Source organism: Rhodococcus sp. 06-235-1A (assembly GCF_002258785.1).
Taxonomy (GTDB): domain Bacteria; phylum Actinomycetota; class Actinomycetes; order Mycobacteriales; family Mycobacteriaceae; genus Rhodococcoides.
This window is the reverse complement of sequence record NZ_NOYI01000024.1, coordinates 81,261-105,986: the sequence shown is the minus strand read 5'-3', so window position 1 is coordinate 105,986 and position 24,726 is coordinate 81,261. Positions and strand designations below refer to the sequence as shown.

Genomic DNA, 24,726 nt, shown 5'->3' with positions numbered 1-24,726 from the left:
GAGGCTTGCAATGTCCGTAGTAGACCCCCAGTCGTCTCATCCGAAAACTGGCTCGCACGAGAGCACACAGTCGCACGTCGAGGGCGGTGACTACCTGGCCAAACGCACCCTGAAGAAGGGTACAGCGGGCTGGGTACTGCTGGCCGGCCTCGGAGTCAGCTACGTCATCTCCGGCGACTACTCGGGGTGGAACCTCGGTCTTGCCGAGGGCGGATTCGGTGGCCTCCTGATCGCAGCGATCATCATCGCGGGTATGTACCTCGCCATGGTCCTCGGCATGGCCGAGATGTCCTCGGCGCTGCCCGCGGCAGGCGGCGGCTACACCTTCGCCCGCAGGGCCATGGGACCGTGGGGCGGATTCGCCACCGGTACAGCAATTCTCATCGAGTACGCCATCGCTCCGGCAGCGATCGCGACGTTCATCGGTGCGTACGTCGAATCGCTCGGACTGTTCGGGATCACCGACGGGTGGTGGGTATACCTGGTGGTCTACGCGGTGTTCATCGGAATCCACCTCTCCGGCGCGGGTGAAGCCCTCAAGATCATGTTCGTCATCACCGGCATCGCCTTGGTCGGTCTCGTCGTGTTCGCCATCGCAGCCATCGGCCAGTTCGATGCGAGCAACCTGACCGACATCGCACCCACCGACGCTGCCGGAGCCTCGGGGTTCCTGCCGTTCGGCTACCTCGGAATCTGGGCCGCGGTCCCGTTCGCCATCTGGTTCTTCCTCGCCATCGAGGGCGTGCCGTTGGCCGCGGAGGAGGCAAAGGATCCGACCAAGAACGTCCCGCGCGGCATCATCGCCGCCATGGGTGTTCTGCTCGTCACCGGTGCCGTCGTCCTGTTCCTGGTGACCGGAGCAGGCGGGGCCGACGGCGTCAAGGAGTCGGGAAACCCGTTGGTGGAAGCCCTCGGTGACGGAACGGCGAGCAAGATCGTCAACTACATCGGCCTGGCCGGATTGGTCGCGTCCTTCTTCTCGATCATGTACGCGTACTCGCGCCAGCTCTTTGCGCTCTCTCGCGCGGGATACCTGCCGAAGACACTGTCCATCACCAACTCTCGCAAGGCCCCGACGCTCGCTCTGATCGTGCCCGGAATCATCGGCTTCCTGCTCTCCCTGACCGGTCAGGGCGGAATGTTGCTCAACATGGCCGTCTTCGGCGCGGCACTGAGTTACGTTCTGATGATGGTCAGCCACATCGTGCTTCGCCGCAACGAGCCGAACATGGAACGGCCGTACCGAACCCCCGGGGGTGTCGTGACCACCGGATTCGCGTTGATCATCGCGGCACTCGCCGTTGTCGCCACCTTCGTCGTCGATTCCACTGCGGCACTGTGGTGCCTGGCCGTGTTCGTGGCGTTCATGGCCTACTTCGGCATCTACAGCAGGCATCACCTCGTCGCGAATTCGCCGGACGAGGAGTTCGCCGCACTGGCTCAGGCCGAGGCCGAACTGGAATGACGATCTACACCCAGCAGGTCTCGGGTACCACCTACACGTTCGACGGTCTGGTGGACCTGATGGCCAAGGCGACCCCGCTGCGGTCGGGTGACGAGTTGGCCGGTTGCGCAGCCGAATCCGATGCCGAACGGGCTGCGGCGCAGTGGGCATTGTCGGAGGTTTCGCTCGATGTCTTCCTGCACGATCTGCTCGTTCCGTACGAGAGCGACGAGGTCACTCGGCTCATCATCGATTCCCACGACCGCATCGCATTCGGGGCCGTCTCGCACCTGACCGTAGGAGGTCTACGGGATTGGCTGCTGCAGGTGACCGCAGGGCCCGACGCCGCCGCGACACTGCGATCGGTCGCGGCAGGATTGACGCCCGAGATGGTCGCTGCCGTCAGCAAGATCATGCGAAATCAGGATCTGATCGCAGTGTCTCGGGCGGTGCAGGTGACGTCGGCGTTCCGGACGACGATCGGGCTACCCGGAACCCTCACCACGCGTTTGCAACCCAATCACCCGACGGACGATCCGCGTGGAATCGCGGCAGCCACGCTCGACGGATTGCTCCTCGGATCGGGCGATGCGGTCATCGGGATCAATCCTGCAACCGACTCGCCTCAGGCCACAGCCGACCTGCTGCATCTGCTCGACGAGATTCGACAGCGCTTCGAGATTCCCACGCAATCGTGCGTGCTCTCGCACGTGACGACGACGATGGAACTGATCGACAAGGGAGTTCCCGTCGACCTGGTGTTCCAGTCCATCGCAGGCACCGAAGGAGCCAATTCGAGCTTCGGCGTGAACATTCCGCTTCTTCGGCAGGCCAACGAGGCCGGCCGATCGTTGCACCGCGGAACCGTCGGGAACAACGTCATGTACCTCGAAACCGGCCAGGGCTCGGCGTTGTCTGCGGGCGCCCACATCGGCACCGGCGATCGACCGGTAGATCAACAGACTTTGGAAACGCGCGCGTACGCGGTGGCCCGCGATCTCGAGCCATTACTGATCAACACCGTTGTCGGATTCATCGGGCCGGAGTACCTGTACGACGGCAAGCAGATCATCAGGGCAGGGCTCGAAGATCACTTCTGCGGCAAGCTGCTGGGACTGCCGATGGGCGTCGACGTCTGCTACACCAACCACGCCGAGGCCGATCAGGACGACATGGACACGTTGCTGACGTTGCTCGGCGCGGCCGGAGTCGCGTTCGTCATCGCGGTACCGGGAGCCGACGACGTCATGCTCGGATACCAGTCGCTGAGCTTTCACGACGTGCTCTACGTTCGGCAGGTTCTCGGTCTGCGAGCCGCACCGGAATTCGAGTCGTGGCTCTCCCGACTGGGCATGGTGGACGCCGACGGCCGGGTCCTCGACGTCGATGCCGCGGGATCACCGTTGCGAGCGTTGATGAGTGCGCGATGACCGGTGAATCGGAGGTGGCAGGAGTGGAGCCCGCGGAACGACCAGGGAGTGCAGGAGTGGAGCCCGCGGAACGACCAGGGAGTGCAGGAGTGGAGCCCGCGGAACGACCAGGGAGTGCAGGAGTGGAGCCCGCGGAACGACCGGAAACACAGTTCTGGGGCGAGATGCGAGCGATGACGCAGGCCCGGATCGGGTTGGGACGCATCGGTGATTCGCTGCCGACCACCCGGGTGCTGGAGTTTCGTTCGGCGCACGCTGCTGCGCGGGATGCCGTACACATGCCACTCGACGTCGAGGGGTTCGTGGGCCGGGTGGAGCAGGTGGGGCTCGGTGCGCCTGCAGTGGTGACGTCGTTGGCGACCAGTCGTGCGGAGTATCTACGACGGCCAGATCTCGGTCGGCAACCGAAGGACCTGTCGACGATCACCCTGTCCGAGGACGAGATCGGCATCGTGTTGAGTGATGGGCTGTCTCCGCGTGCGCTCGCCGACCACGGTGTGCCGATGCTCGAGGCATTGAAAGCCGAACTGGCCGATCGCTATTCGATAGCAGCACCGGTGATCGCAACCGAGGCACGGGTGGCGCTGGGCGATCACATCGCCGCGGCGATGGGTGTGCGGACGGTGTTGGTGCTGATCGGGGAGCGCCCAGGATTGTCGGTCGCGGACAGTCTCGGCATCTATCTGACGCATCTACCGAAGCCCGGCTGTACGGACGCCGATCGCAATTGCATCTCGAACATCCATCCGCCCGAAGGGCAGGGGTACGCACAGTCGGCGCGAATAGTGGGGGGTCTGCTGGCCGGGGCGAGGAAGCTCGGACGGTCAGGTGTGGCGTTGAAGGACACGTCGCGAGCCGATGTGCTCGAGGCAGCCGAGGCCCTCACCCTCGAATGATGATCCCCCTATTCGGGGGTGGCCGTGCGTGATCGGCGTCACTACCGTGGGGTTCATGGACAGTTATTCTTCCGGTGCGTCGGACACCGCAGTTCTGGACGACACGATCGGCGCGAATCTGGATCGCACGGCGGCGCACCACTCGGATCGTGATGCGTTGATCGATGTGGCGTCCGGACGTCGGTGGACGTACTCGGAGTTCGTCGCCGACGTCGATCTGTTGGCAGCAGGCTTGCTGGTCGCCGGTGTCGAGGTGGGGGACCGCGTCGGGATGTGGGCTCCGAACTGTCCGGAATGGGTTCTGGCGCAGTATGCGACGGCCAAGATCGGTGCAGTACTGGTCAACATCAATCCGGCGTATCGCTCGCACGAGCTGCAGTTCGTGCTGAAGCAGGCCGGGGTGTCGGTGTTGTTGTCGGCCACGGAGTTCAAGGGGTCGGACTACGCGGTGATGATCGACGACGTGCGCCCCGAGGTGCCGTCGCTGCGGGAGGTCCTGTTCATCGGCAGCATCCAGTGGGAAGCGATGACCGATCGCGGTCACAGAGCATTGGCCAAGACTCCACGGATGATCACCGATGTGTCCGAGCGGCTCGGTGCCGACGATGCGATCAACATCCAGTACACCTCGGGAACAACGGGTTTCCCGAAGGGCGCGACGCTGAGTCACCGAAATATCCTCAACAACGGCTTCTTCGTCGGCGAGCTCTGCCATTACACCGCCGAGGACCGCGTGTGCATTCCGGTGCCGTTCTACCACTGCTTCGGCATGGTGATGGGAAATCTCGCATGCACCTCGCACGGCGCAGCGATGGTGATTCCCGGTCCCTCGTTCGATCCGGTGGCGACACTGACAGCGGTCGCGGCGGAGAAGTGCACGTCGCTGTACGGAGTCCCGACGATGTTCATCGCCGAACTGGCACTGGAGAACTTCGACGACTTCGACCTCGGCAGTCTGCGTACCGGCATCATGGCCGGATCGCCGTGTCCCACCGAGGTGATGAAGCAGGTCATCGACCGAATGGGGATGACGGAGGTAGCGATCTGCTACGGCATGACCGAGACCTCGCCGGTGTCCCTGCAGACTCGCAGCGACGACTCCATCGAACAGCGGGTGTCCACCGTGGGACGTGTCGGCCCTCATCTGGAGGTGAAGGTCGTCGACCCGGTTCTCGGTGAGACGCTGCCACGTGGCCAGGCAGGTGAACTGTGCACTCGTGGTTACTCGGTGATGCTCGGTTACTGGGAGCAGCCCGACAAGACAGCGGAGGCGATCGACGGCGAAGGGTGGATGCACACCGGCGACATCGGGGTCATGGACGAGAACGGCTACGTGGCCATCACCGGACGGATCAAGGACATGGTGATCCGCGGCGGTGAGAACGTCTATCCCCGCGAAGTGGAGGAGTTCCTCTACACCCATCCCGACATCCTCGACGCCCAGGTGATCGGTGTGCCCGATCCGAAGTACGGCGAGGAGCTCATGGTGTGGATCAGGATGAGAGACGGTGCCGCTCCGCTCGATTCGGCTGCGGTGCGCGCCTTCTGCGACGGGCGGCTCGCGCATTACAAGATTCCGCGATACGTGCACGTCGTCGACGAGTTTCCGATGACGGTGACCGGCAAGGTGCGCAAGGTGGAGATGCGCGAACGCTCGCTCGGATTGATCCGAATATCGCCGTTCGGCTGACATACTCGCGTACATGATCAGTGCGTTGTGGACACCGACGGATGCCGACGTCGCCGAGGCCAGAGTCACCGAGTTCGCGCGATTCGTGGAGCAACGTCACGACGTCGAGCTGCCGGACTACGAGGCGCTGTGGCGGTGGTCGACGATCGAACTCGAATCGTTCTGGCGTGCCGTGTGGGATTTCTTCGAGATTCGCGCTGTCTCCGATCCGACGACGGTCCTCGAGAGTCGCACCATGCCTGGTGCGCAGTGGTTTCCGGGAACCGAGCTGAACTATGTGGACCAGGTGATCGGGCACGCTCGCCCTGATCGCGCCGCCATTGTCCATGCCCGCGAAGACGGTTCGACGCGGATCGTGACGTGGGACGACATGATCGATCAGGCCGGGGCTTTGGCAGGGACGCTCGCCGACAACGGAGTCCGGCGCGGCGATCGCGTCGTCGGGTATCTGCCGAACATCCCGGAGGCGGTGATCGCGTTCCTGGCGACCGCGAGCCTGGGTGCTGTGTGGTCCGCATGTGGGCAGGACTATTCGGCCTCGGCCGCGCGTGATCGACTGGGACAACTCGAACCCACAGCATTGATCACTGCCTCCGGATACCAGTACGGAGGGCAGTTCAGGGACAAGTCCGGTGATGTCGCTGCGCTGGTCGACGCATTGCCGACCGTGCGCGTCGTCGTGACGATCGGCGAACCGACGGGAAGCGCACGGAGTTGGTCCGATGCCACCGCCGAGAGTCGTGAACTGACGCCGGCGGCAGTACCTTTCGATCATCCCCTGTGGGTCGTGTTCTCCTCGGGTACCACGGGGCTACCCAAGGGGATCGTGCACGGTCACGGCGGTGTGGTGCTCGAACACCTCAAATCCGTTGCACTGCAGTCTGATCTAGGTCCCGAGGACGTGTTCTTCTGGTACACCAGCCCCAGCTGGATGATGTGGAACTTCCAGATCGCCGGCCTGCTGACCGGTGCCACGATCGTGTGCGCCGATGGCAATCCGGCATTCCCGATGCCGGATGCGCTGTGGGACATCGCTGGTCGGCTGGGTGTGACCTACCTCGGAACCAGTCCGGGTTATGTGCTCGCGTGCATCAAGGCAGGCACGCACCCCGGTGCCGACCACGATCTGTCGGCGCTGCGGGCCGTCGGCATCACCGGGTCCGCAATGCCTGCGTCGTCGTCGATCTGGTTGTCGGAGAACATCGGAGCCCACGTGCCGGTCTTCTCCATCTCGGGCGGCACCGATGTGGTGTCGGCGTTCGCCGGGGGAGTGCGGACCGCTCCGGTCTGGGCCGGAGAGCTGTCGGTGCCCTTTCTCGGCGTCGCGCTCGACGCCTACGACGAGGACGGCGAGCCAGTCCGAGGCACCGTCGGTGAACTGGTCGTCACCGAGCCGATGCCGTCGATGCCGCTGTACTTCTGGAACGACGCGGACGGATCTCGTTATCGGGCTGCCTACTTCGATACGTACCCGGGAATCTGGCGTCACGGCGACTGGATCACCCTGACCGATCGCGGCAGCGTGGTCGTGCACGGACGATCCGATTCGACCCTCAACCGAAACGGAATTCGGATGGGGAGCGCCGACATCTACCAGGCCGTCGAATCACTCGACGAGGTCACCGAGGCGCTCGTCCTGGGCATCGAGCTACCCGACGGGCAATATTGGATGCCGCTGTTCGTCGTGGTCCCGGATGGTCTCACCGACGAACTGCACGCACGCATCGAATCCGTCATCAGGACACAGGCGTCGCCGCGCCACGTTCCCGACGACATCGTCGCCACGCCCGCGATACCCCACACGCGCACCGGGAAGAAGCTCGAGATACCGCTCAAACGACTCTTCCAAGGTGCTGCTGCCGCAGGCACTCTCGATGCCAGTGCGGTCGACGATCCAGCCGCGCTGGCATGGTTCGTCGATCGGGCGACGGAGTTTCAGCGCGTCCAGCGCGCCAGGTAGGCCTTCTCCTCCGGCGCGATGCGGCGCAGAGTCTCGGCACCGACGTCGACCATCGCCATCCGAGTCGTCGCCACCACGGCGGGCGGCGAATCGGGTGCCGCGCCCGCGGCCCGCACCTCGTATCCGATGGTGAAATCGACAGCGCGTACCTTCTCGAACCACAGAGTGACGTCCAGCGGACCGTCCGAGTGTCGAAGCGGCTTCTTGTACGCGATGGTGACGTTGGCGATCAACGCACTCTTGATCAGAGACTCGTTGGCCTCGCCCTCGCTCAGCAGCCACTCGATTCGCGCTTCTTCGAGCAAGGTGACCATCCGGGCATGGTTGATGTGCGCGAAGGCGTCCATGTCGGACCAGCGCACCGTCACCCTCGCGTGATATCCGACGGGACCGGTCGGCTCTGTCTGCATCGCAACAGGCTCTGTTTTCATTGCTAGAGGATGGCATGCGCGACTGCGAAGACGACGCTCTAGAGTCCCAGGGGTGATTATCGCCAATGTCGCACTGGATGCCTCCGGCGTGCTCTCCGACATCGAACTCGCAGGCTCGGTCATCGCGTCGATCACCCCCGCGGGCACTCGACGCGCACCGGGCGACGAGGTGCTCGACGGTGGGGGCGGGGTGGCGCTGCCCGGTTTCGTGGACTCGCACGTGCACCTGACGCAGTGGGCTGCGGCGCGTCGGCGAATCGATGTCGGGCCGGCGATGTCGGCGGCCGATGCCGTCGCACTGGTCTACCCCTACGCTCGAACAGCAGGTGAATCGGTGGTGCGTGCCAACGGCTTCCGTGACGCGCACTGGCCCGAGGAGCCGCACAAGGATCTGCTCGAGAATGCGCTGCCCGGTGCACGCGTGGCGATGACGAGTATGGATCTGCACACGTTGTGGCTGAGCCCGGCGTTGCTCGACGATCTGGGTATCGATCACCCCACCGGAGTGCTGCGCGACGTCGACGGTCTCGAAGCGGTCATGGCACTCGAGGAGCAGGACGACCCGGCCGAGCTCGATCGGGCCGTGCTCGACGCCACCGCGGCACTGGCGGTCCGCGGAGTCACCGGCGTCGTCGATTTCGAGTTCGCGGACAACAGGACGGTCTGGGATCGACGCCTGTCGGCCGGTTCTCCTGCGGTGCGAGTCGACACGACCGTGTGGCCGCAATGGCTCGACCAAGCCCTCGAGCGCGGCGAGCGCACCGGCGACGTCTCGGCTCTGTCGGAACTGATCCGGCGCGGACCGCTCAAGGTGATGCTCGACGGTTCGCTCAACACCCGAACCGCGTGCTGCCACGATCGATATCCGGGTATCGACGGGGACGACGCGTACGGGCTGTTGCTCGAGACCCAGGACAGTCTGTTCGAGCTCGTCGCACGAGCGTCGCGCGGTGGCATCGTGCCGGCGATTCACGCGATCGGTGATCGTGCCAACAGCGTCGCGCTCGATGCGTTCGAGCGCGCCGGCTGCGGTGGTCGAATCGAGCATGCCCAGCAGATCCTGCCCGAGGACATCGCGCGTTTCGCCGAGTTGGGTGTCGCGGCATCGGTGCAGCCGCAGCATGCGATGTCGGATCGCGACATCGCCGAGGATCTGTGGGCAGGACGGCGCTCGGTGGCCTATGGCTACGGAACGTTGCACCGCAGCGGTGCGAGGCTGCTTTTCGGTTCCGACGCCCCGGTCAGTCCGCCCGAACCGTTGGCGGGAGTTGCGGCTGCAGTGTTTCGGACCGACGACGACCGACCTCCGTGGCATCCCGAGGAAGCCGTCCCTCTCGGTGTAGCGCTGCGGGCCGCCTGTGGTGGCCGCGGGGAGCTCCGAGTGGGGGATGCAGCGGACATCGTCGTTCTCGTCGAGCATCCCGAGAATCGCTCGGTGCACGATCTCGCAGAAACGGAGATCAGGGCGACCATCTGTGCAGGCGCGCTCACCCACGCAGCCGCGGTGTAGGCGCACTCGACCCTCGTGCGCGTTTTGCGTAGGCAGAGGTACGCAAAACGCGCACGAGGTGATCGATGTCGTCGGTACGGCCGCGTAGCGTAACTGCGATGACGTCGATCACCGATCCGCGCGTACGCGAGTTTCTGTCCGCTGGTACTCGTACCGGCAAGCTCGGATATCTCGCCTCGGATGGCAGACCGCTCGTGGCACCCATCTGGTTCGTCGTCGAGGGCGACGCGATCGTGTTCAACACCGGTGCCGACACTGCCAAGGGCAAGTCCATCCGGCGTGATCCGCGAGTCGTGCTGACCGTCGACCTGGAAGAGCCGCCTTACGGGTTCGTCCAGGTTCAGGGCACTGCATCGGTGGACGAGGACCCGACCGAACTGGTTCGCACCGCGACCGCAATCGGAGGTCGTTACATGGGCCGCGAGCGTGCCGAGGAGTTCGGCATCCGCAACGGCGTACCGGGCGAATTGATCGTTCGGATCACGCCCACCAGGGTCATCGCCGCTTTCGACATGACGGGATGACGACGGACGAGATCCGCGCTGTCGGGCCTGTAGATTGACCGGGTGCCGAATCGAGTCGAAGTGTGTCGGGTGAACCCGCAACGGGTACCGACTTGTAACGGTCCTGTACATACGTACGGATATGTACTGAAAGGTAACTTCGAGTTGTCGCCGGTGAGAAAATAGAGAACGAAGTAGTCAACTTGCTCGATGTGTTCGGTGCCCACGGTGCGTCGTCGGTTCGGCGGTCGGTGGGGGCGCGTGTGATTGTGGGAAAGAGAGGCTTCGATTGGACCCGCTAGGTGTGGAAGGTGCTGGACACGACGACGGAGTCGGTAGTCCTGAGCATTCGTCGTTCCCCCTGTCACCGGCCCAATTGGGAATGTGGTTCGCGCAGCATGTGGACCCCTCGGTACCCGCGAACATCGCCCAGTACATCGAGCTGCACGGCGAGCTCGACGTCGAGTTGCTCCGCCGGGCATCCTCGCAGGCTGCACTCGAGCTGCAGTCCGGATTCGTCCGCATCGTCGAGGTCGAGGCCGAGCCCCGTCAGATCGTCGACCCCACTCTCGACGACTCTCTGAACTACCTGGATCTGCGCGCCGAGGCCGACCCGCGTTCCGCGGCCCTGGCGTGGATGCACGGTGACTACAGCGCGCCGATCGACATCCTTCGAGACCGGCTGATCGCCGCGACGGTCCTGCGCCTCGCGGACGACGTGTGGTTCTGGTACGAGCGAGTCCATCACGTGGTCCTCGACGGATTCGGTGCCGTCACGTTCATGAACCGTGCCGCGGAGCTGTACACCGCTGCGGTCGAGGGCACCGAACCGAGCAAGAACCTGGCATCGGACCTGACCAAGGTCTACGACTTGGACGTGGCCTATCGGGACTCGACCCGTTTCGAGGCCGACCGCGAGTACTGGGCGTCGCGCATCGACGGCATCGACGGTGTCACCACCCTCGCCGGGCACACGGCTGCGCCCGCGGCGAAGAGCCAGATCGACAGCACAGCTCTGTCCCCGGAGACGATGGAGCGGCTGGAGGCTCTTCGGGTCGAGACCGACACGACGATGGCCACGATCGTCATCGCCGGCTTCGCCGCCTACCTCGCCCAGATGACCGGACGCGAGGACGTCGTGCTGTCGCTTCCGGTCACCGCGCGCACCACTGCAGTACTTCGCCGTTCCGGCGGCATGGTCTCCAACGTCGTGCCTCTGCGGCTCGATGTGTCGGGAGAGACCACCGTCGAGACGCTGCTCGCGCGCGTCAACGCCGAGGTCTCGGGCGCTCTGCGTCATCAGCGATACCGGCACGAGGACATCCGGCGCGATGCCGGCTCGGCCAGCGGTCAGGCTTCGTTCTTCGGCCCGTGGGTCAACATCATGCTGTTCTTCGGCGAGGTGCGCCTCGGTTCGATGGTCGGCGGCATCAACATCCTCTCGACCGGCCTCATCGAGGATTTCGGGCTCAACCTGTACACCAGCGTTGCCGGGTCCGTCACCCACATCGACTTCGAGTCGAACCCCAACCTGTACGGACCGGAGCAGTCCGGACGTAACCACGAGCGCTTCGTCGATTTCTTCGCACGCTTCGTGGCGTCGGGTCCGAAGGATGCGGTGTGGGATCTGGCACTGACGGACGGCGTCGAACGCGAACAGGTCGTGGCCGAGTGGAACGCCACCGAGCACGAGACCGAACCGCGCACGCTGCTCTCCGCTTTCGAGGCGGCTGCCGCCACACACCCGGACGCGACAGCCCTGGTGTACGAGGGCGAGGCGCTCACCTACGGCGAACTCTCGGCACGAGTGAACGTGCTCGCCCGCCACCTGATCGACATGGGCGTAGGTCCCGAGACGCTCGTCGGACTGTCGATTCGTCGTTCGTTCGACCTCGTCGTCGGCATGTACGCGATCGTGGCGGCAGGCGGTGCCTGGGTGCCGATCGACCCCGACCACCCGGCCGAGCGCACGGCGTACATCCTGGACTCCGCACAGCCGCGGTGCGTGCTGATCTCCTCGAACGACGACGTTGCGCTGCCCGAGGGAACCGAGACGGTAACGGTCGATGTCCTCGATTACGGCTCGCGGTCCTCGGCGCCGATCCGGGACGCCGAACGCACTGCGCCCCTGCGGCTTTCGAACACCGCCTACGTGATCTACACGTCCGGCTCGACCGGACGGCCGAAGGGTGTCGCCGTCGAGCACTCGGCAATCCACAATCAGATGGAGTGGATGCTCGCGGAGTATCCGATGGACGCGTCCGACGTCTATCTGCAGAAGACGGCCACCACCTTCGACGTCTCGCTCTGGGGATTCTTCCTTCCGCTGCGGGTCGGCGCGACGATGGTCCTCGCCACTCCCGACGGTCATCGCGATTCGGTCTACGTGGCGAACAAGATCGCCGAACATCGGGTCACGGTCACCGATTTCGTGCCGTCGATGCTGACGGTGTTCGTGGCCAACGCCCCGGTGAACACCTGCAGTTCGCTGCGCCACGTGTTCGTGATCGGAGAGGCGCTGCCGGTCGAGACCGCGGCGTCGTTCCGCGCGATGTGCCGAGCCGGGCTGCACAATCTCTACGGCCCCACCGAGGCTGCCGTCTCGGTGACCTATCACCCCAGTAGCGCGCAGGACACCCGCACCGTACCCATCGGCGTGCCCGAATGGAACACGAAGGCGTTCGTCCTCGACAGTCGACTGCGCCCCACCCCGATCGGCGAATCCGGCGAGCTGTATCTGGCCGGAGTTCAGCTCGCACGCGGCTATGTGGGTCGACCGGATCTGAGCTCGGACCGCTTCGTGGCCAACCCGTTCGGTGTGGGCGGGGAGCGGATGTACCGTACCGGCGACCTCGTGCGCTGGCGCAGCGACGGAGTACTGGACTACATCGGCCGGACCGATTTCCAGGTCAAGTTCCGCGGACAACGCATCGAGCTCGGCGAGATCGAGACGGTCCTGCTCTCCCACGAATCCATCTCGCAGGCAGTGGTATTGGTGGCGGCGACGGTCACCGGTGATCAACTGGTGGCGTACGTCGTCGCGGCTCCAGGACGGTCCGTCGAATCCTCCGCGGCGATCGAATTCGCCGGCCACGCTCTGCCGTCGTACATGGTGCCTGCAGCGGTCGTCGTCCTCGACGCCTTGCCGCTGAACACCAGCGGCAAGCTCGATCGAAAAGCGTTGCCGGAACCGGTGTTCAGCAGCGCGAAGAAGTATCGAGCCCCACAGAGTCGAGCGGACTACGTGGTCGCCGGGATCTACGAGGATCTGCTCGGGGCGTCCAAGGTCGGTCTGGACGAGGACTTCTTCGAGCTCGGCGGGAACTCTCTGATCGCCACGCAACTGGTGACCCGAGTCGGTAGCGCTCTCGGCGTTCGGCTCGGTGTCCGCGAACTGTTCGAGGCGCCAACCGTCGGCGCACTGGCGGCCAGGGCCGAGTCGGCGGCCCGGCTCGGATCCGACACCCCGATACTGGAATCGCGGGAACGGCCCGCGCGCATTCCGCTCTCGCCTGCGCAACAGCGCATGTGGTTCCTCAACCGCTTCGACCCCACCACCGCGGTATACAACTTGCCGTTCTCCGTCCGTCTGACCGGGCCTCTCGATGTGGTCGCCCTGTCGGCCGCATTCGCAGACGTCGTCGACCGACACGAGACGCTGCGCACGGTGTACCCGGAGGTGGACGGCTCACCCGAACAGGTGGTGCTCACAGCGGCGCGCACCCCGGCCACGATTCTGCCGATCCGCATCGACCGACACGAACTCGGCGGACGCCTGCACGAACTGGTTGCGAAGGGATTCGACGTGACGGTCGATACCCCCTTCCGAATCGCACTCTTCGAGATCTCGCCGACCGAGCACGAATTGGCCATGGTGCTGCACCACATCGCCGCCGACGGGGCGTCGTTCGGTCCATTGGCGCGTGACGTGCTCGTGGCCTACTCGAGCCGAATCAACGGTCGTGCACCCGAGTGGACGCCACTCGAGGTCCAGTACGCCGACTACGCGCTGTGGCAGCGTGCGGTGCTCGGACCCGAGACCGATCCGCTGTCGTTGGCGGCACGGGAGATCGCCTACTGGAGCGCGACTCTCGAAGATCTGCCGGACCAATTGGCGCTGCCGTCGAGCAGGCCACGCCCCGCCGTGTCCTCGAACGCAGGCAGCAAGCTGCGCGTCGACGTTCCGGCGTATCTGCACGCCTCGCTGGCGAACCTGGCCCGTGCGAACAACGCCTCGTTGTTCATGGTCATGCAGTCGGCGTACGCGCTGCTGCTCGCCCGCCTCAGCGGCACCACCGACATCGCGATCGGTGCGCCGGTGGCGGGTCGTGGCGAGCCCGCGCTCGACGACCTGGTCGGCATGTTCGTCAACACGTTGGTGCTGCGTACCGAGGTCGATCCGGCGTTGACGTTCGAGGGTCTCCTGGCGCGGGTTCGCGACACCGACCTGTCGGCGTTCGCACACGCAGATGTACCGTTCGAGCGCCTCGTCGAGGTACTGAACCCGGTGCGATCGACGTCCCGGCACCCGCTCTTCCAGGTCGCGATCTCGTTGGAATCGGCGATGTCTCGTGAACTCACCGTCGGTGGTCTGCGGGCAGTTGCAGCCGAATTCGACGTACCCATCGCAAAATTCGACATCCAGCTCTGGCTGACCGAGCATCTCGACGACGGGGTTCCCGCGGGTATCGACGCGGTGTTCGAGTACGCCACAGAACTGTTCGACGCAGATCTCGTCGAGAGTTTCGCCGGTCGGTTCCTGGCGATTCTGGACGCGATCACCACGGACGCGACCGTGCCGGTCGGCGACGTCACGATCGTGGACGCCGCAGAGCACCGGTCCGTGGTGTCGGAGTGGAACGTCTCGGGGGACGACGTCTCTCGGGACCTGACGTTGGTGGATCTGCTCGACGCTGCTGCTGCGCGTCATCCGGATGCCGTCGCCGTGCGCTTCGATGGTTCGTCGATGACGTATGCAGAGTTCGATGCACAGGCCAATCGTCTTGCCCGCGTTCTCATCTCCCACGGCGTCGGCCCCGAAAGCCTGGTGGCCGTCGCGCTGCCGAGGTCGGCCGAGCTCGTTGTCGCCCTCGTCGCGGTGATCAAAGCCGGCGGCGGATACCTCCCGGTCGACCCGAGCTACCCACTCGACCGAGTCGAGTACATGCTCGACGACGCGCGGCCGACGACCGTGCTGTTCTCCGGCGCGGAGCGGGTGGAACTGCCGTCGGACGCCGAATCCCGCACCGGGGCAGCCTTGCTCGACATGGACACCGTCGATCTGTCGTCGGTGTCGGGCGATCCCGTCACCGACGACGATCGGACGCATTCGCTGCGGCCCGACAACGTCGCCTACGTCATCTACACCTCGGGTTCGACCGGTCGTCCCAAGGGCGTGATGGTTCCACATCGCAACGTCGTTCGACTGCTCGACAACACCGATTCGGTCTACGGTTTCGGTGCCGACGACGTGTGGACGATGTTCCACTCCTACGCTTTCGACTTCTCGGTGTGGGAGCTGTGGGGCCCGTTGCTGTACGGCGGCACGTTGGTCGTCGTCGACTACTTCACCTCGCGCTCGCCGGAGGCCTTCCACCGACTTCTCGTCGACGAGCAGGTCACGGTGCTCAACCAGACGCCGTCTGCGTTCTATCAGCTGTCCGAGGCAGATCGCACCACGCCGACCGACCACGGTGAGTTGTGTCTTCGGTACGTGATCTTCGGCGGCGAAGCCCTCGAACAACGGCGGCTCACCGGGTGGCTCGAGCGCCACGGGCACCGAACGCCGCAGCTGGTGAACATGTACGGCATCACCGAGACCACCGTGCACGTGTCCTATCGTGCGCTCGATGCCGCGTCCGTCGAGACGAGCGCGTCGGTGGTCGGCAAGCCGATCGCCGGACTGCGGGTGTTCGTACTGGACACCCGACTGCACCCGGTTCCGGTCGGTGTGCCCGGCGAGATGTACGTTGCCGGTGGACAACTCGCTCGCGGTTACCTGGGGCGCCGAGAGCTGACGTCGGTTCGCTTCGTGGCGAACCCCTTCACGTCCGAAGCAGGCGAGGGATCGCTGCTGTACCGAACGGGTGACCTCGCGCAGTGGAATGCCGCAGGCGAGCTCGAGTACCTCGGTCGTTCGGACGATCAGGTCAAGGTTCGTGGATTCCGCATCGAGCTGGGCGAGGTGGAGGCGGCGGTGACGTCGCACCCGAGCGTCACCCAGGCGGCCGTCGTGGTCCGGGAGGACTCGCCCGGTGCTGCTCGTCTGGTTGCCTACGTGGTGGCGGACCGACCGATCGACGACGTCGAGGACGTCCGTGCCACGGTCTCCGGACAGGTTCCCGACTACATGGTGCCGTCGGCATTCGTTCTGCTCGACGCCATCCCTCTGACAGTGAACGGCAAGTTGGATCGGCGGGCATTACCTGCGCCGGTCCTGGAGGTCAAGGAGTTTCGAGCACCCACGACGCCGATCGAAGAGATCGTCGCCGACGTGTTCTCCGATGTGCTCGGTGTCGAACGTGTCGGTCTCGACGACGACTTCTTCGATCTGGGTGGCAACTCGCTGATAGCCACCCAGGTGGTGTCGCGACTCGGCGTCGCTCTCGACACGACCGTGCCCGTTCGCATGCTGTTCGAGGCGTCGACGGTGGCATCGTTGGCAGTGCGGGTGGAACAGCACTCCGGTAGTGGAAGTCGTCGTGCTCTGGTCGCGGGCGAACGTCCGATCCGGATACCGCTCTCCTTGGCGCAGCAGAGGATGTGGTTCCTCAACCGCTTCGAGCCCGACTCCGCGACCTACAACCTTCCCTTCGCTCTCCGGTTGTCCGGACAACTCGACGTCGCGGCGATGCAGGTGTCTATCATGGATGTCATCGATCGACACGAGTCGCTGCGAACGCTGTACCCGGACTCCATCGACGGTCCCCATCAGGTGGTGCTCGACGCTGCCCAGATCGTGCCGAGCCTACTGCCGATCAAGGTGGACGCGAACAACATTCAGCACGAAGTCGTCGCGCTGACATCGCGAGGTTTCGACGTCACGGCCGACGTCCCGATCCGTGCCACCCTGTTCGAGGTCGATTCGACCGAGCACGTTCTCGCCATTGTCGTGCACCACATTTCGGCAGACGGTTGGTCGATGGGGCCGGTGGCACGCGACATCATGACCGCGTACGCGGCGCGCACGGCCTGGGAACACCCGAACTGGATACCGCTGCCCGTGCAGTACGCCGACTACACACTGTGGCAGCGGGACGTGCTGGGCTCGGAGGACGACCCGGCTTCGCTGATCTCCTCACAGATCGAATACTGGAAGAGCAAGCTCGACGGGCTGCCGGATCAGCTGGAGCTACCGCTCGATCACCCGCGTCCCGCGCAACAGACGTTCCGCGGAGCCCGCACGAGGTTCTCGATCCCTGCCCGCACCCATCGCGCGCTGTTCGAAATCGCACGTGCGAACAATGCGACGTTGTTCATGGTGGTGCACTCGGCATTGACCGTTTTGCTGGGGCGTCTGTCAGGAACCGAGGACATCGCGATCGGAACACCGGTCGCCGGTCGCGGTGAAGTGGCGGTCGACGACCTGGTGGGGATGTTCGTCAACACCTTGGTCCTGCGAACACCGGTCGATCCGGCCCGCTCGTTCACCGAGCAGCTCGCGATTGCGCGAGACTCGGCGCTGGGTGCCTTCGCGCATGCGGACGTACCGTTCGAGCGGCTGGTCGAGGTACTGAATCCGGTCCGCTCCACGGCCAGGCACCCACTGTTCCAGGTCGTGTTGTCGTTCGAGAATCTGCGCACCACGCACGTCGACCTGCCCGGGCTCGGAATCGACACCATCGAGCTCGATGCCGCGGTGGCCAAGTTCGATCTGCAGTTGACTCTGTCCGAGTCGGTCGGAGCCGACGGCCGCGGACAGGGCATGGCTGCTGAATTCACTTACGCGACAGACCTTTTCGACGAGCATACAGTGGCCGCATTCGCGAACAGGTTGTTGCGGATCCTCGACGCCGTGGTTGCCGATCCTTCCATCACCGTCGGGGACATAGAAATACTCGACAACTTCGAGCGCGAGTTCGTGGTGTCACGCTGGAACGCGTCGGGCGACGGAGTTCCCGACAGCCCGTCGACGCTGGTGGACATCTTCGATGATCAGGTAGCGAAATTCCCGGACGCGCCTGCTGTGACGTTCGAGGATCGGACGCTGTCCTACGCAGAGTTCGACCGCCGCGTCAACCGTCTCGCGAGACACTTGATATCGGTGGGGGTCGGCCCGGAAACGCTGGTGGCCGTGGCTCTTCCACGGTCGATCGATCTCATCGTCGCACTCCTCGCCGTGGTCAAGGCCGGAGGTGGTTACTTGCCGGTCGACCCGAACTATCCACCCGAGCGCATCGACTTCATGATGGCCGATGCCGGACCGGTCTGTGTGCTCTCGACCGGAGATCTCGTCGCTCGTCCCGAGGGCGTACCTCTGGTGGATATCGTCGGCTTGGATCTGACCGATCTCGACGATTCACCGATCCGTGACGACGAGCGCACCACGACACTTCGGCCCGCGAACGTCGCGTACGTCATCTACACGTCCGGCTCCACCGGCCGGCCCAAAGGGGTCCTGGTACCGCACCGAAACGTGCTGCGCCTGTTCGCCAACACGGCGTCCTCGTACGGGTTCGACTCCTCCGACGTGTGGTCGATGTTCCACTCGTACGCCTTCGACTTCTCCGTCTGGGAACTGTGGGGGCCGCTCTTGCACGGCGGCTCGCTCGTGGTCGTCGACTTCTACACCTCACGCTCGCCCGAGGCCTTCCACGAACTCCTGGTGTCGAAGCGCATCACCGTCCTCAATCAAACTCCGTCGGCGTTCCATCAACTTGCCGAAACCGACAGGGCCAAGGGGAACACCGATTCCGAGCTGGCTCTGCGGTACGTGATCTTCGGCGGTGAAGCACTCGAGCTACGACGCCTCTCCGGTTGGTTCGATCGGCACGGTGACCGATCGCCGCGGTTGGTGAACATGTACGGCATCACCGAGACGACAGTGCACGTGTCGTATCGCGAACTCACGGCGGAACTGGCGGCATCTGCTTCGGCATCGGTGGTGGGATCGCCCATCGCGGGTCTGCGGGTCTACGTTCTCGACGGAAGACTGAACCCGGTTCCGGTCGGCGTGCCAGGTGAGATGTACGTTGCCGGAAAGCAGTTGGCGCGCGGGTACCTGGGTCGAGCAGATCTGACCGTGAGTCGATTCGTCGCGGATCCGTTCGGTGAAGCGGGGTCGATGCTGTACCGCACAGGCGATGTGGCTCGGTGGGGCGTCGGCGGCGATCTCGAATACCTGGGGCGCAGCGACGATCAGGTCAAGGTCCGCGGATTCCGGATCGAGCTGGGCGAGATCGAGGTTGCCGTCGCCGCTCAGCCGACAGTCGCACAAGCCGCCGTGATCGTCCGCGAGGACACGCCCGGGTCGGCACGGCTGGTGGCGTACTTGGTGGGACCGGGCCCGATCGACATCGACCGGGTGCGTTCGGGAGTGACCGAGATGCTGCCCGAGTACATGGTGCCCTCGGCATTCGTGGAGATCGACGCCATCCCGCTGACGGTCAACGGCAAGCTCGATCGGCGTGCCCTGCCGGAACCGGCTCCCGAGGTACGGGAATTCCGTTCTCCGACAACTCCGGTCGAGGAAATCGTTGCCGGTGCTTTCGCCGACGTCCTCGGTGTCGACCGAGTCGGTCTGGATGACGACTTCTTTGCACTCGGGGGAAATTCGCTCGTCGCGACGCAGGTGGTCTCGAGGATCGGAGTCGCACTGGACGCCCAGGTCCCGGTGCGCGCCCTGTTCGAGGCGTCGACCGTCGCCGCCCTTGCCCTGCGGGTGGAACGGCACTCCGGGTCGGGTGGCCGTACGCCGTTGACGGCCGATCGGCGGCCCGAACGCATTCCGCTGTCGCTTGCCCAGCAGCGAATGTGGTTCCTCAATCGATTCGACCCCGAGTCGACGGCGTACAACATTCCGTTCGCGCTGCGTTTGAGTGGGCCGCTCGATGTCGAGGCGTTGCGTGGTGCACTTGCGGACCTCGTCGAGCGACACGAATCGTTGCGCACCGTGTACCCCGATTCCCCGGACGGCCCCCAGCAGATAGTACTACCGGCGTCGAAGGCGGAGCGGGACTTCGAGGTTGTCGATGTCGAGGGCGACGAGGTAGTCGGTGCGGTTCACCGATTCGTCTCGCGGACTTTCGACGTCACGAGGGAAATCCCTCTCGAGATCAGGCTCTTTCGAGTCGCGCAGCACGAGTTCGTCCTGGCGATGGTTGCCCATCACATCGCAGCCGACGGTTCCTCGATGGTTCCGATGACCCGAGACCTGATGGCTGCGTACGCTGCTCGGTCCGACGGTAGCGACCCGATGTGGCCGCAGCTGCCGGTGCAGTACGCCGATTACGCGTTGTGGCAACGGCGTACTCTCGGATCCGAGGACGATCCGGAATCGCAGGCTGCGCAGCAGATTTCGTACTGGCGCGCAGCACTGAACGATCTGCCCGATCAGCTGAATCTGCCGACGGACCATGCTCGACCGAAGAATCAGTCCTTCCGCGGCGGACGGATCGAGTTCGACATCGACGGGCAGACCCATCGTTCGCTGCAGCAGTTGGCGCGTACGCACAACGCGACGGTGTTCATGGCCGTGCACACCGCCTTCGCGGTTCTGCTCGCGCGACTGACCGGAACCTCGGACATCGCCGTCGGCACTCCGATCGCCGGACGCACCGAGCAAGCGGTCGAAGATCTGATCGGCATGTTCGTCAATACGCTGGTCCTGCGCCTCGACGTCGACCACGGTGCATCGTTCGAAGACCTCCTCGCACAGGCCAGAGAGGTCGATCTGCACGCGTTCGCCCACGCCGACGTCCCGTTCGAGCGGCTCGTGGAAGTACTCAACCCCAACCGTTCCACGGCCAGGCACCCGCTGTTCCAGGTGGGATTCTCGTTCCAGAACTTCGCTCAGCGCACGCTCGAGCTCAGTGGGTTGACCGTCTCCACCCTGGAGACGGAATCCGTCAACTCCCAGTTCGACCTGCACCTGATCGTGTTCGACTCGGGCGACGACGCCGGCGGCAGCGGATTGTCCGCGATGATGACCTACGCAACGGACTTGTTCGAGGAATCGACGGCCCGGAGCTTCGTGCAGCGTTTCGAGTTGCTGCTCGCCGATATCTCGTCCGACCCGACACGTCCGGTGGCGGACCTGGACATACTTCGGTCGGACGAGCGAACGCAGGTCCTCACGGCATGGAACGACACGGCTCGCGCGACCGACACCCAGGCCACGCTGGTCGATCTGTTTCACCGCACCGCGGCCGAGAACCCGAAGCGGACCGCACTCCAATTCGGATCGGACGCACTGACATACGCGGAATTCGCTGCCCGAGTCAGTCGGCTCGCGAGGCATCTGGTGCGTCACGGCGTCGGTCCCGAGGCTCTGGTGGGTCTCGCCCTTCGCCGATCCATCGACCTCGTCGTGGCGATGTACGCAATCGTCGAGGCCGGCGGAGCCTACGTTCCGATCGACCCCGATCAACCCGCCGAGCGCAACATTCACATCCTGGACACAGCGGACCCGATCTGCATCGTCACCACGTCCGAGCACACCTCCGCGATGTCGACCACGGCGACGGTGATCGAGCTCGATGTCTGCGACCTCTCCGACTGCTCGGCAGAACCCTTGACCGACGGTGATCGACTCGCGCCTCTGCGTGCCTCGAACACCGCGTACGTGATCTTCACGTCCGGCTCCACGGGGCGCCCGAAGGGTGTCTCGGTTCCGCACCGCGCCATCGTCAATCAATTGCTGTGGAAGCGCGAGGAATTCGGTCTCGGCGTCGACGACGCCGTGCTGCTCAAGACCGTGGCGACATTCGATCTGTCGGTGTGGGAGTTCTGGTCTGCCCCCACGTCGGGTGCACGTTTGGTCGTGGCCGAACCGGACGGGCACAAGGATCCGGACTATCTGATCGAGTTGCTGCGCGAACGTGCAGTGACCACGCTGCACGTCGTTCCGTCCATGCTGTCGATGTTGATGTCCGTGGGTAACGGAACGTTGCCGCATACCCTTTCGCGAGTGTTGGCGATCGGCGAGGCACTTCCGGCCGCGCTCGCGCAGCAGTTCACCGCGCGTAACACCGCACAGCTGTTCAATCTCTACGGGCCGACGGAGGCAGCGGTGTCGGTGACCGCGCACCGCGTGACGGACTCGGATGTGGACGTCGTGCCGATCGGCGCACCGGAGTGGAACACCCAGGTGTTGGTACTGGACTCGCGTCTGCACCCCGCCCCCGTCGGCGTAGTAGGGGAGCTCTACCTCTCGGGCGTTCAGTTGGCCCGCGGCTACCACACACGCGCAGACCTCTCGGCGGAACGGTTCACCGCGAATCCGTACGGCGGTCCAGGAAGTCGGATGTACCGCACCGGCGATCTGGTGCGCTGGTCCGCGCGTTCGCACCCCGCCGGCGGGATGCTCGAGTACGTCGAGCGTGCGGACTTCCAGGTCAAGCTACGTGGATTCCGCATCGAACTCGGCGAGATCGAAGCAGTCCTTCGGCAACTCGACAGTGTCGGCGACGCCGCCGTGATCGTTCGAGAACACCACGTGGTCGGTGACCGAATCGTGGCGTACGTCGTTCCCGACGCCGATGCCACGGTCGAGGCGGACGAACTCCGAGCCGAGCTCGGTCAGGCGCTGCCGTCGTACATGGTGCCGTCGGACTTCGTCGTGCTGGACGTGTTGCCTCGCAACGTCAACGGCAAACTCGATCGTAAGGCGCTGCCCGCACCGGTTCTCGACTCCACCGAGTTCCGTGCGCCGAAGACACCGATCGAAGAGATCGTGGCGAGCGTGTACGCCGAGGTTCTCGACGTGGACCGGGTCGGGCTCGACGACGACTTCTTCGCGCTCGGCGGAAATTCGCTCGTCGCAACCCAGGTGGTCGCCCGGCTCGGTGTTGCGCTCGACGCCCAGGTTCCTGTCCGCCTCGTGTTCGAGGCATCGACCGTCGCTGCTCTGGCGGCTCGGGTTGCGCCCTTGTCGGGCGAGGGCGCGCGAGCCCCGTTGACTCGCCGCCCGCGCCCCGACGCGATTCCGCTGTCTCTCGCGCAGCAGCGCATGTGGACGATCAACAGGGTCGATCCGGATTCGGCCGCGTACAACATCCCGGTCGCCCTTCGTATCCGCGGCGCTCTCGACGTGGATTCGGTACGACTGTCGGTCGGCGATGTGGTCCGGCGACACGAGGTTCTGCGAACCGTGTACCCGGAGACTCCGCATGGGCCTGTCCAGCAGATCCTCGACGCCGACGCCGCCGAACTGCCGTTCGACGCGAGCACGCTCCATGCGACCGGAATCGAAGGTGCACTGGTCGCGTTCTTCGGCCAGGGCTTCGATGTCACCTCCGACGTTCCGATTCGTGTGGCTCTGTTCGAGGTCTCCGCCGACGATCACGTGCTGGCGATGGTGGCGCATCACATCAGTGCCGACGGCTTCTCGATGCGGCCCATGGTCCGGGACGTCATGACCGCCTACTCCGCGCGGGTGCACGGGGAAGCACCGGCCTGGCCACCGCTGGAGATCCAGTACGCGGACTTCGGTCTGTGGCAACGCGACGTTCTCGGCAGTCCGGACGATCCGTCCAGCGTCATATCCACTCAGATCAGCTACTGGATGGAGCAACTGGCGGGCGTGCCCGAACAGTTGTCCTTGCCCTTCGACTCGAGTCGTCCGAGGACACCGTCGACGGAAGGTGCGCGCGTCGAGTTCACCGTCGGGTCCACTGTTGCTCGGCAGGTGGCAGAGACAGCCAAGTCGACCAGCGCGACGGTGTTCATGGTGGTGCACAGTGCGCTCGCCGTCCTGCTTGCGAGGCTGAGCGGTTCCTCGGACATCGTGATCGGAACACCCGTTGCCGGGCGCGGAGAACGACAACTCGACGATGTCATCGGGATGTTCGTGAACACTCTGGTCCTGCGGACCCAGGTGCGTGAGAACGAAACGTTCGCCGATCTCGTCGCCCAGGCGAAGGAAACCGACCTCGCTGCCTTCGGCCATGCCGACGTCCCGTTCGAGATGCTCGTCGATGCGTTCGGCCGACCGCGGACCGGGTCCGTCAGCCCGCTGTTCCAGGTTCTACTGACGTTCGCGGACCGTGCGCCTGGTGCAGTGGAACTCCCCGGTGTGACAGTCGAACCGGTCGACATCGACACCGATCAGGCGAAGTTCGATCTTCAGCTCACGGTGTTCGAGGACGTGAACACCGATGGGGAGCTGGTGGGCCTGCGCGGAGTGTTCACCTACGCCACCGCACTGTTCCAACGCTCCACCATCGAGACCATGGCGGAACGATTCGCCACGGTCCTCGATACGGTCACCAGCGAAGCTTCCGTCGTGCTGCGCGAGATCGACATCTCGACGGAGCGAGAGAAGAAGATGTTCGCTCCGAAGAAGAAGGCGGCATCGGTCGCAGACCTACCGCGTTTGGTGGCCGAGGCGGCAGTGGAACAGCCGGATCTGACCGCCGTCGAGCACGACGGGAAGGCCGTCACGTTCGGGCAACTGCGCGACAAGTTCGACAGTGTGTCCACGACGATGGGTTCTGCGCTGAAGCCGGACGCACTTGTCACGGTCGCATTGTCGGGGTTGATTCCGGGCATCCTGCCTGCTCTCGGAGCCCAGGGATACGCTGCGAAAGTGGCGGCCCTGATCGAGCTTTCGCAGTCGGTGATCGGATCCGACGTTTGAGTGAACGACCGATCGGTATCGGTGGGTTCGAAGCGATTCGATTCGGGTACACCAGGTGTGCGAAC

General features: G+C 64.7%; 9 protein-coding genes. 8 read left to right on the top strand and 1 reads right to left on the bottom strand.

Annotation, left to right across the window (positions count from 1 at the left end; genetic code table 11):
• Positions 1 to 10 precede the first annotated feature (10 nt).
• The 5 genes from eat (at position 11) to CH275_RS22665 (ending at position 7,420) form a co-directional block, all read left to right on the top strand.
• Entirely contained in the window at positions 11 to 1,465 is a 1,455-nt protein-coding gene (gene eat / locus CH275_RS22690; protein ID WP_094680480.1) for an ethanolamine permease, read from the top strand.
• A complete protein-coding gene (locus CH275_RS22685; RefSeq protein WP_094680479.1) occupies positions 1,462 to 2,874 on the top strand; it encodes an ethanolamine ammonia-lyase subunit EutB in 1,413 nt (470 codons plus the stop codon). The genes eat and CH275_RS22685 overlap by 4 nt, the downstream gene beginning before the upstream one ends.
• Positions 2,875 to 2,996: 122 nt before the next feature.
• Complete coding sequence (eutC, locus tag CH275_RS22675; protein ID WP_094680478.1) at positions 2,997 to 3,770, top strand: ethanolamine ammonia-lyase subunit EutC; 774 nt, start codon at positions 2,997 to 2,999, stop codon at positions 3,768 to 3,770.
• Positions 3,771 to 3,825: 55 nt separating this feature from the next.
• Positions 3,826 to 5,460, top strand: coding sequence for an AMP-binding protein (locus CH275_RS22670; RefSeq protein ID WP_094680582.1), 1,635 nt, complete (start codon positions 3,826 to 3,828; stop codon positions 5,458 to 5,460).
• A gap of 13 nt (positions 5,461 to 5,473) precedes the next feature.
• Positions 5,474 to 7,420: an acetoacetate--CoA ligase gene (locus CH275_RS22665; protein ID WP_094680477.1), complete on the top strand. Its 1,947-nt coding sequence runs from the start codon at positions 5,474 to 5,476 to the stop codon at positions 7,418 to 7,420.
• On the opposite strand, the gene CH275_RS22660 is transcribed toward CH275_RS22665, so the two are convergent.
• Positions 7,396 to 7,830: an acyl-CoA thioesterase gene (locus tag CH275_RS22660; protein ID WP_094680476.1), complete on the bottom strand. Its 435-nt coding sequence runs from the start codon at positions 7,828 to 7,830 to the stop codon at positions 7,396 to 7,398. The two genes, CH275_RS22665 and CH275_RS22660, sit on opposite strands and share 25 nt — an antisense overlap.
• Positions 7,831 to 7,903: 73 nt before the next feature.
• Here CH275_RS22660 and CH275_RS22655 point away from each other — a divergent pair, with 73 nt between their 5' ends.
• The 3 genes from CH275_RS22655 (at position 7,904) to CH275_RS22645 (ending at position 24,661) form a co-directional block, all read left to right on the top strand.
• Entirely contained in the window at positions 7,904 to 9,361 is a 1,458-nt protein-coding gene (locus tag CH275_RS22655) for an amidohydrolase (RefSeq protein ID WP_094680475.1), read from the top strand.
• Positions 9,362 to 9,459: 98 nt separating this feature from the next.
• The gene (locus CH275_RS22650) at positions 9,460 to 9,885 is read left to right on the top strand and encodes a PPOX class F420-dependent oxidoreductase (RefSeq protein WP_094680474.1); all 426 of its coding nucleotides are present in this window, start codon (positions 9,460 to 9,462) and stop codon (positions 9,883 to 9,885) included.
• A 268-nt stretch (positions 9,886 to 10,153) separates the two neighbouring features.
• Positions 10,154 to 24,661 (top strand): amino acid adenylation domain-containing protein, encoded by a 14,508-nt coding sequence (locus CH275_RS22645; RefSeq protein ID WP_218828817.1) that lies wholly within the window; start codon positions 10,154 to 10,156, stop codon positions 24,659 to 24,661.
• Positions 24,662 to 24,726: the final 65 nt, after the last annotated feature.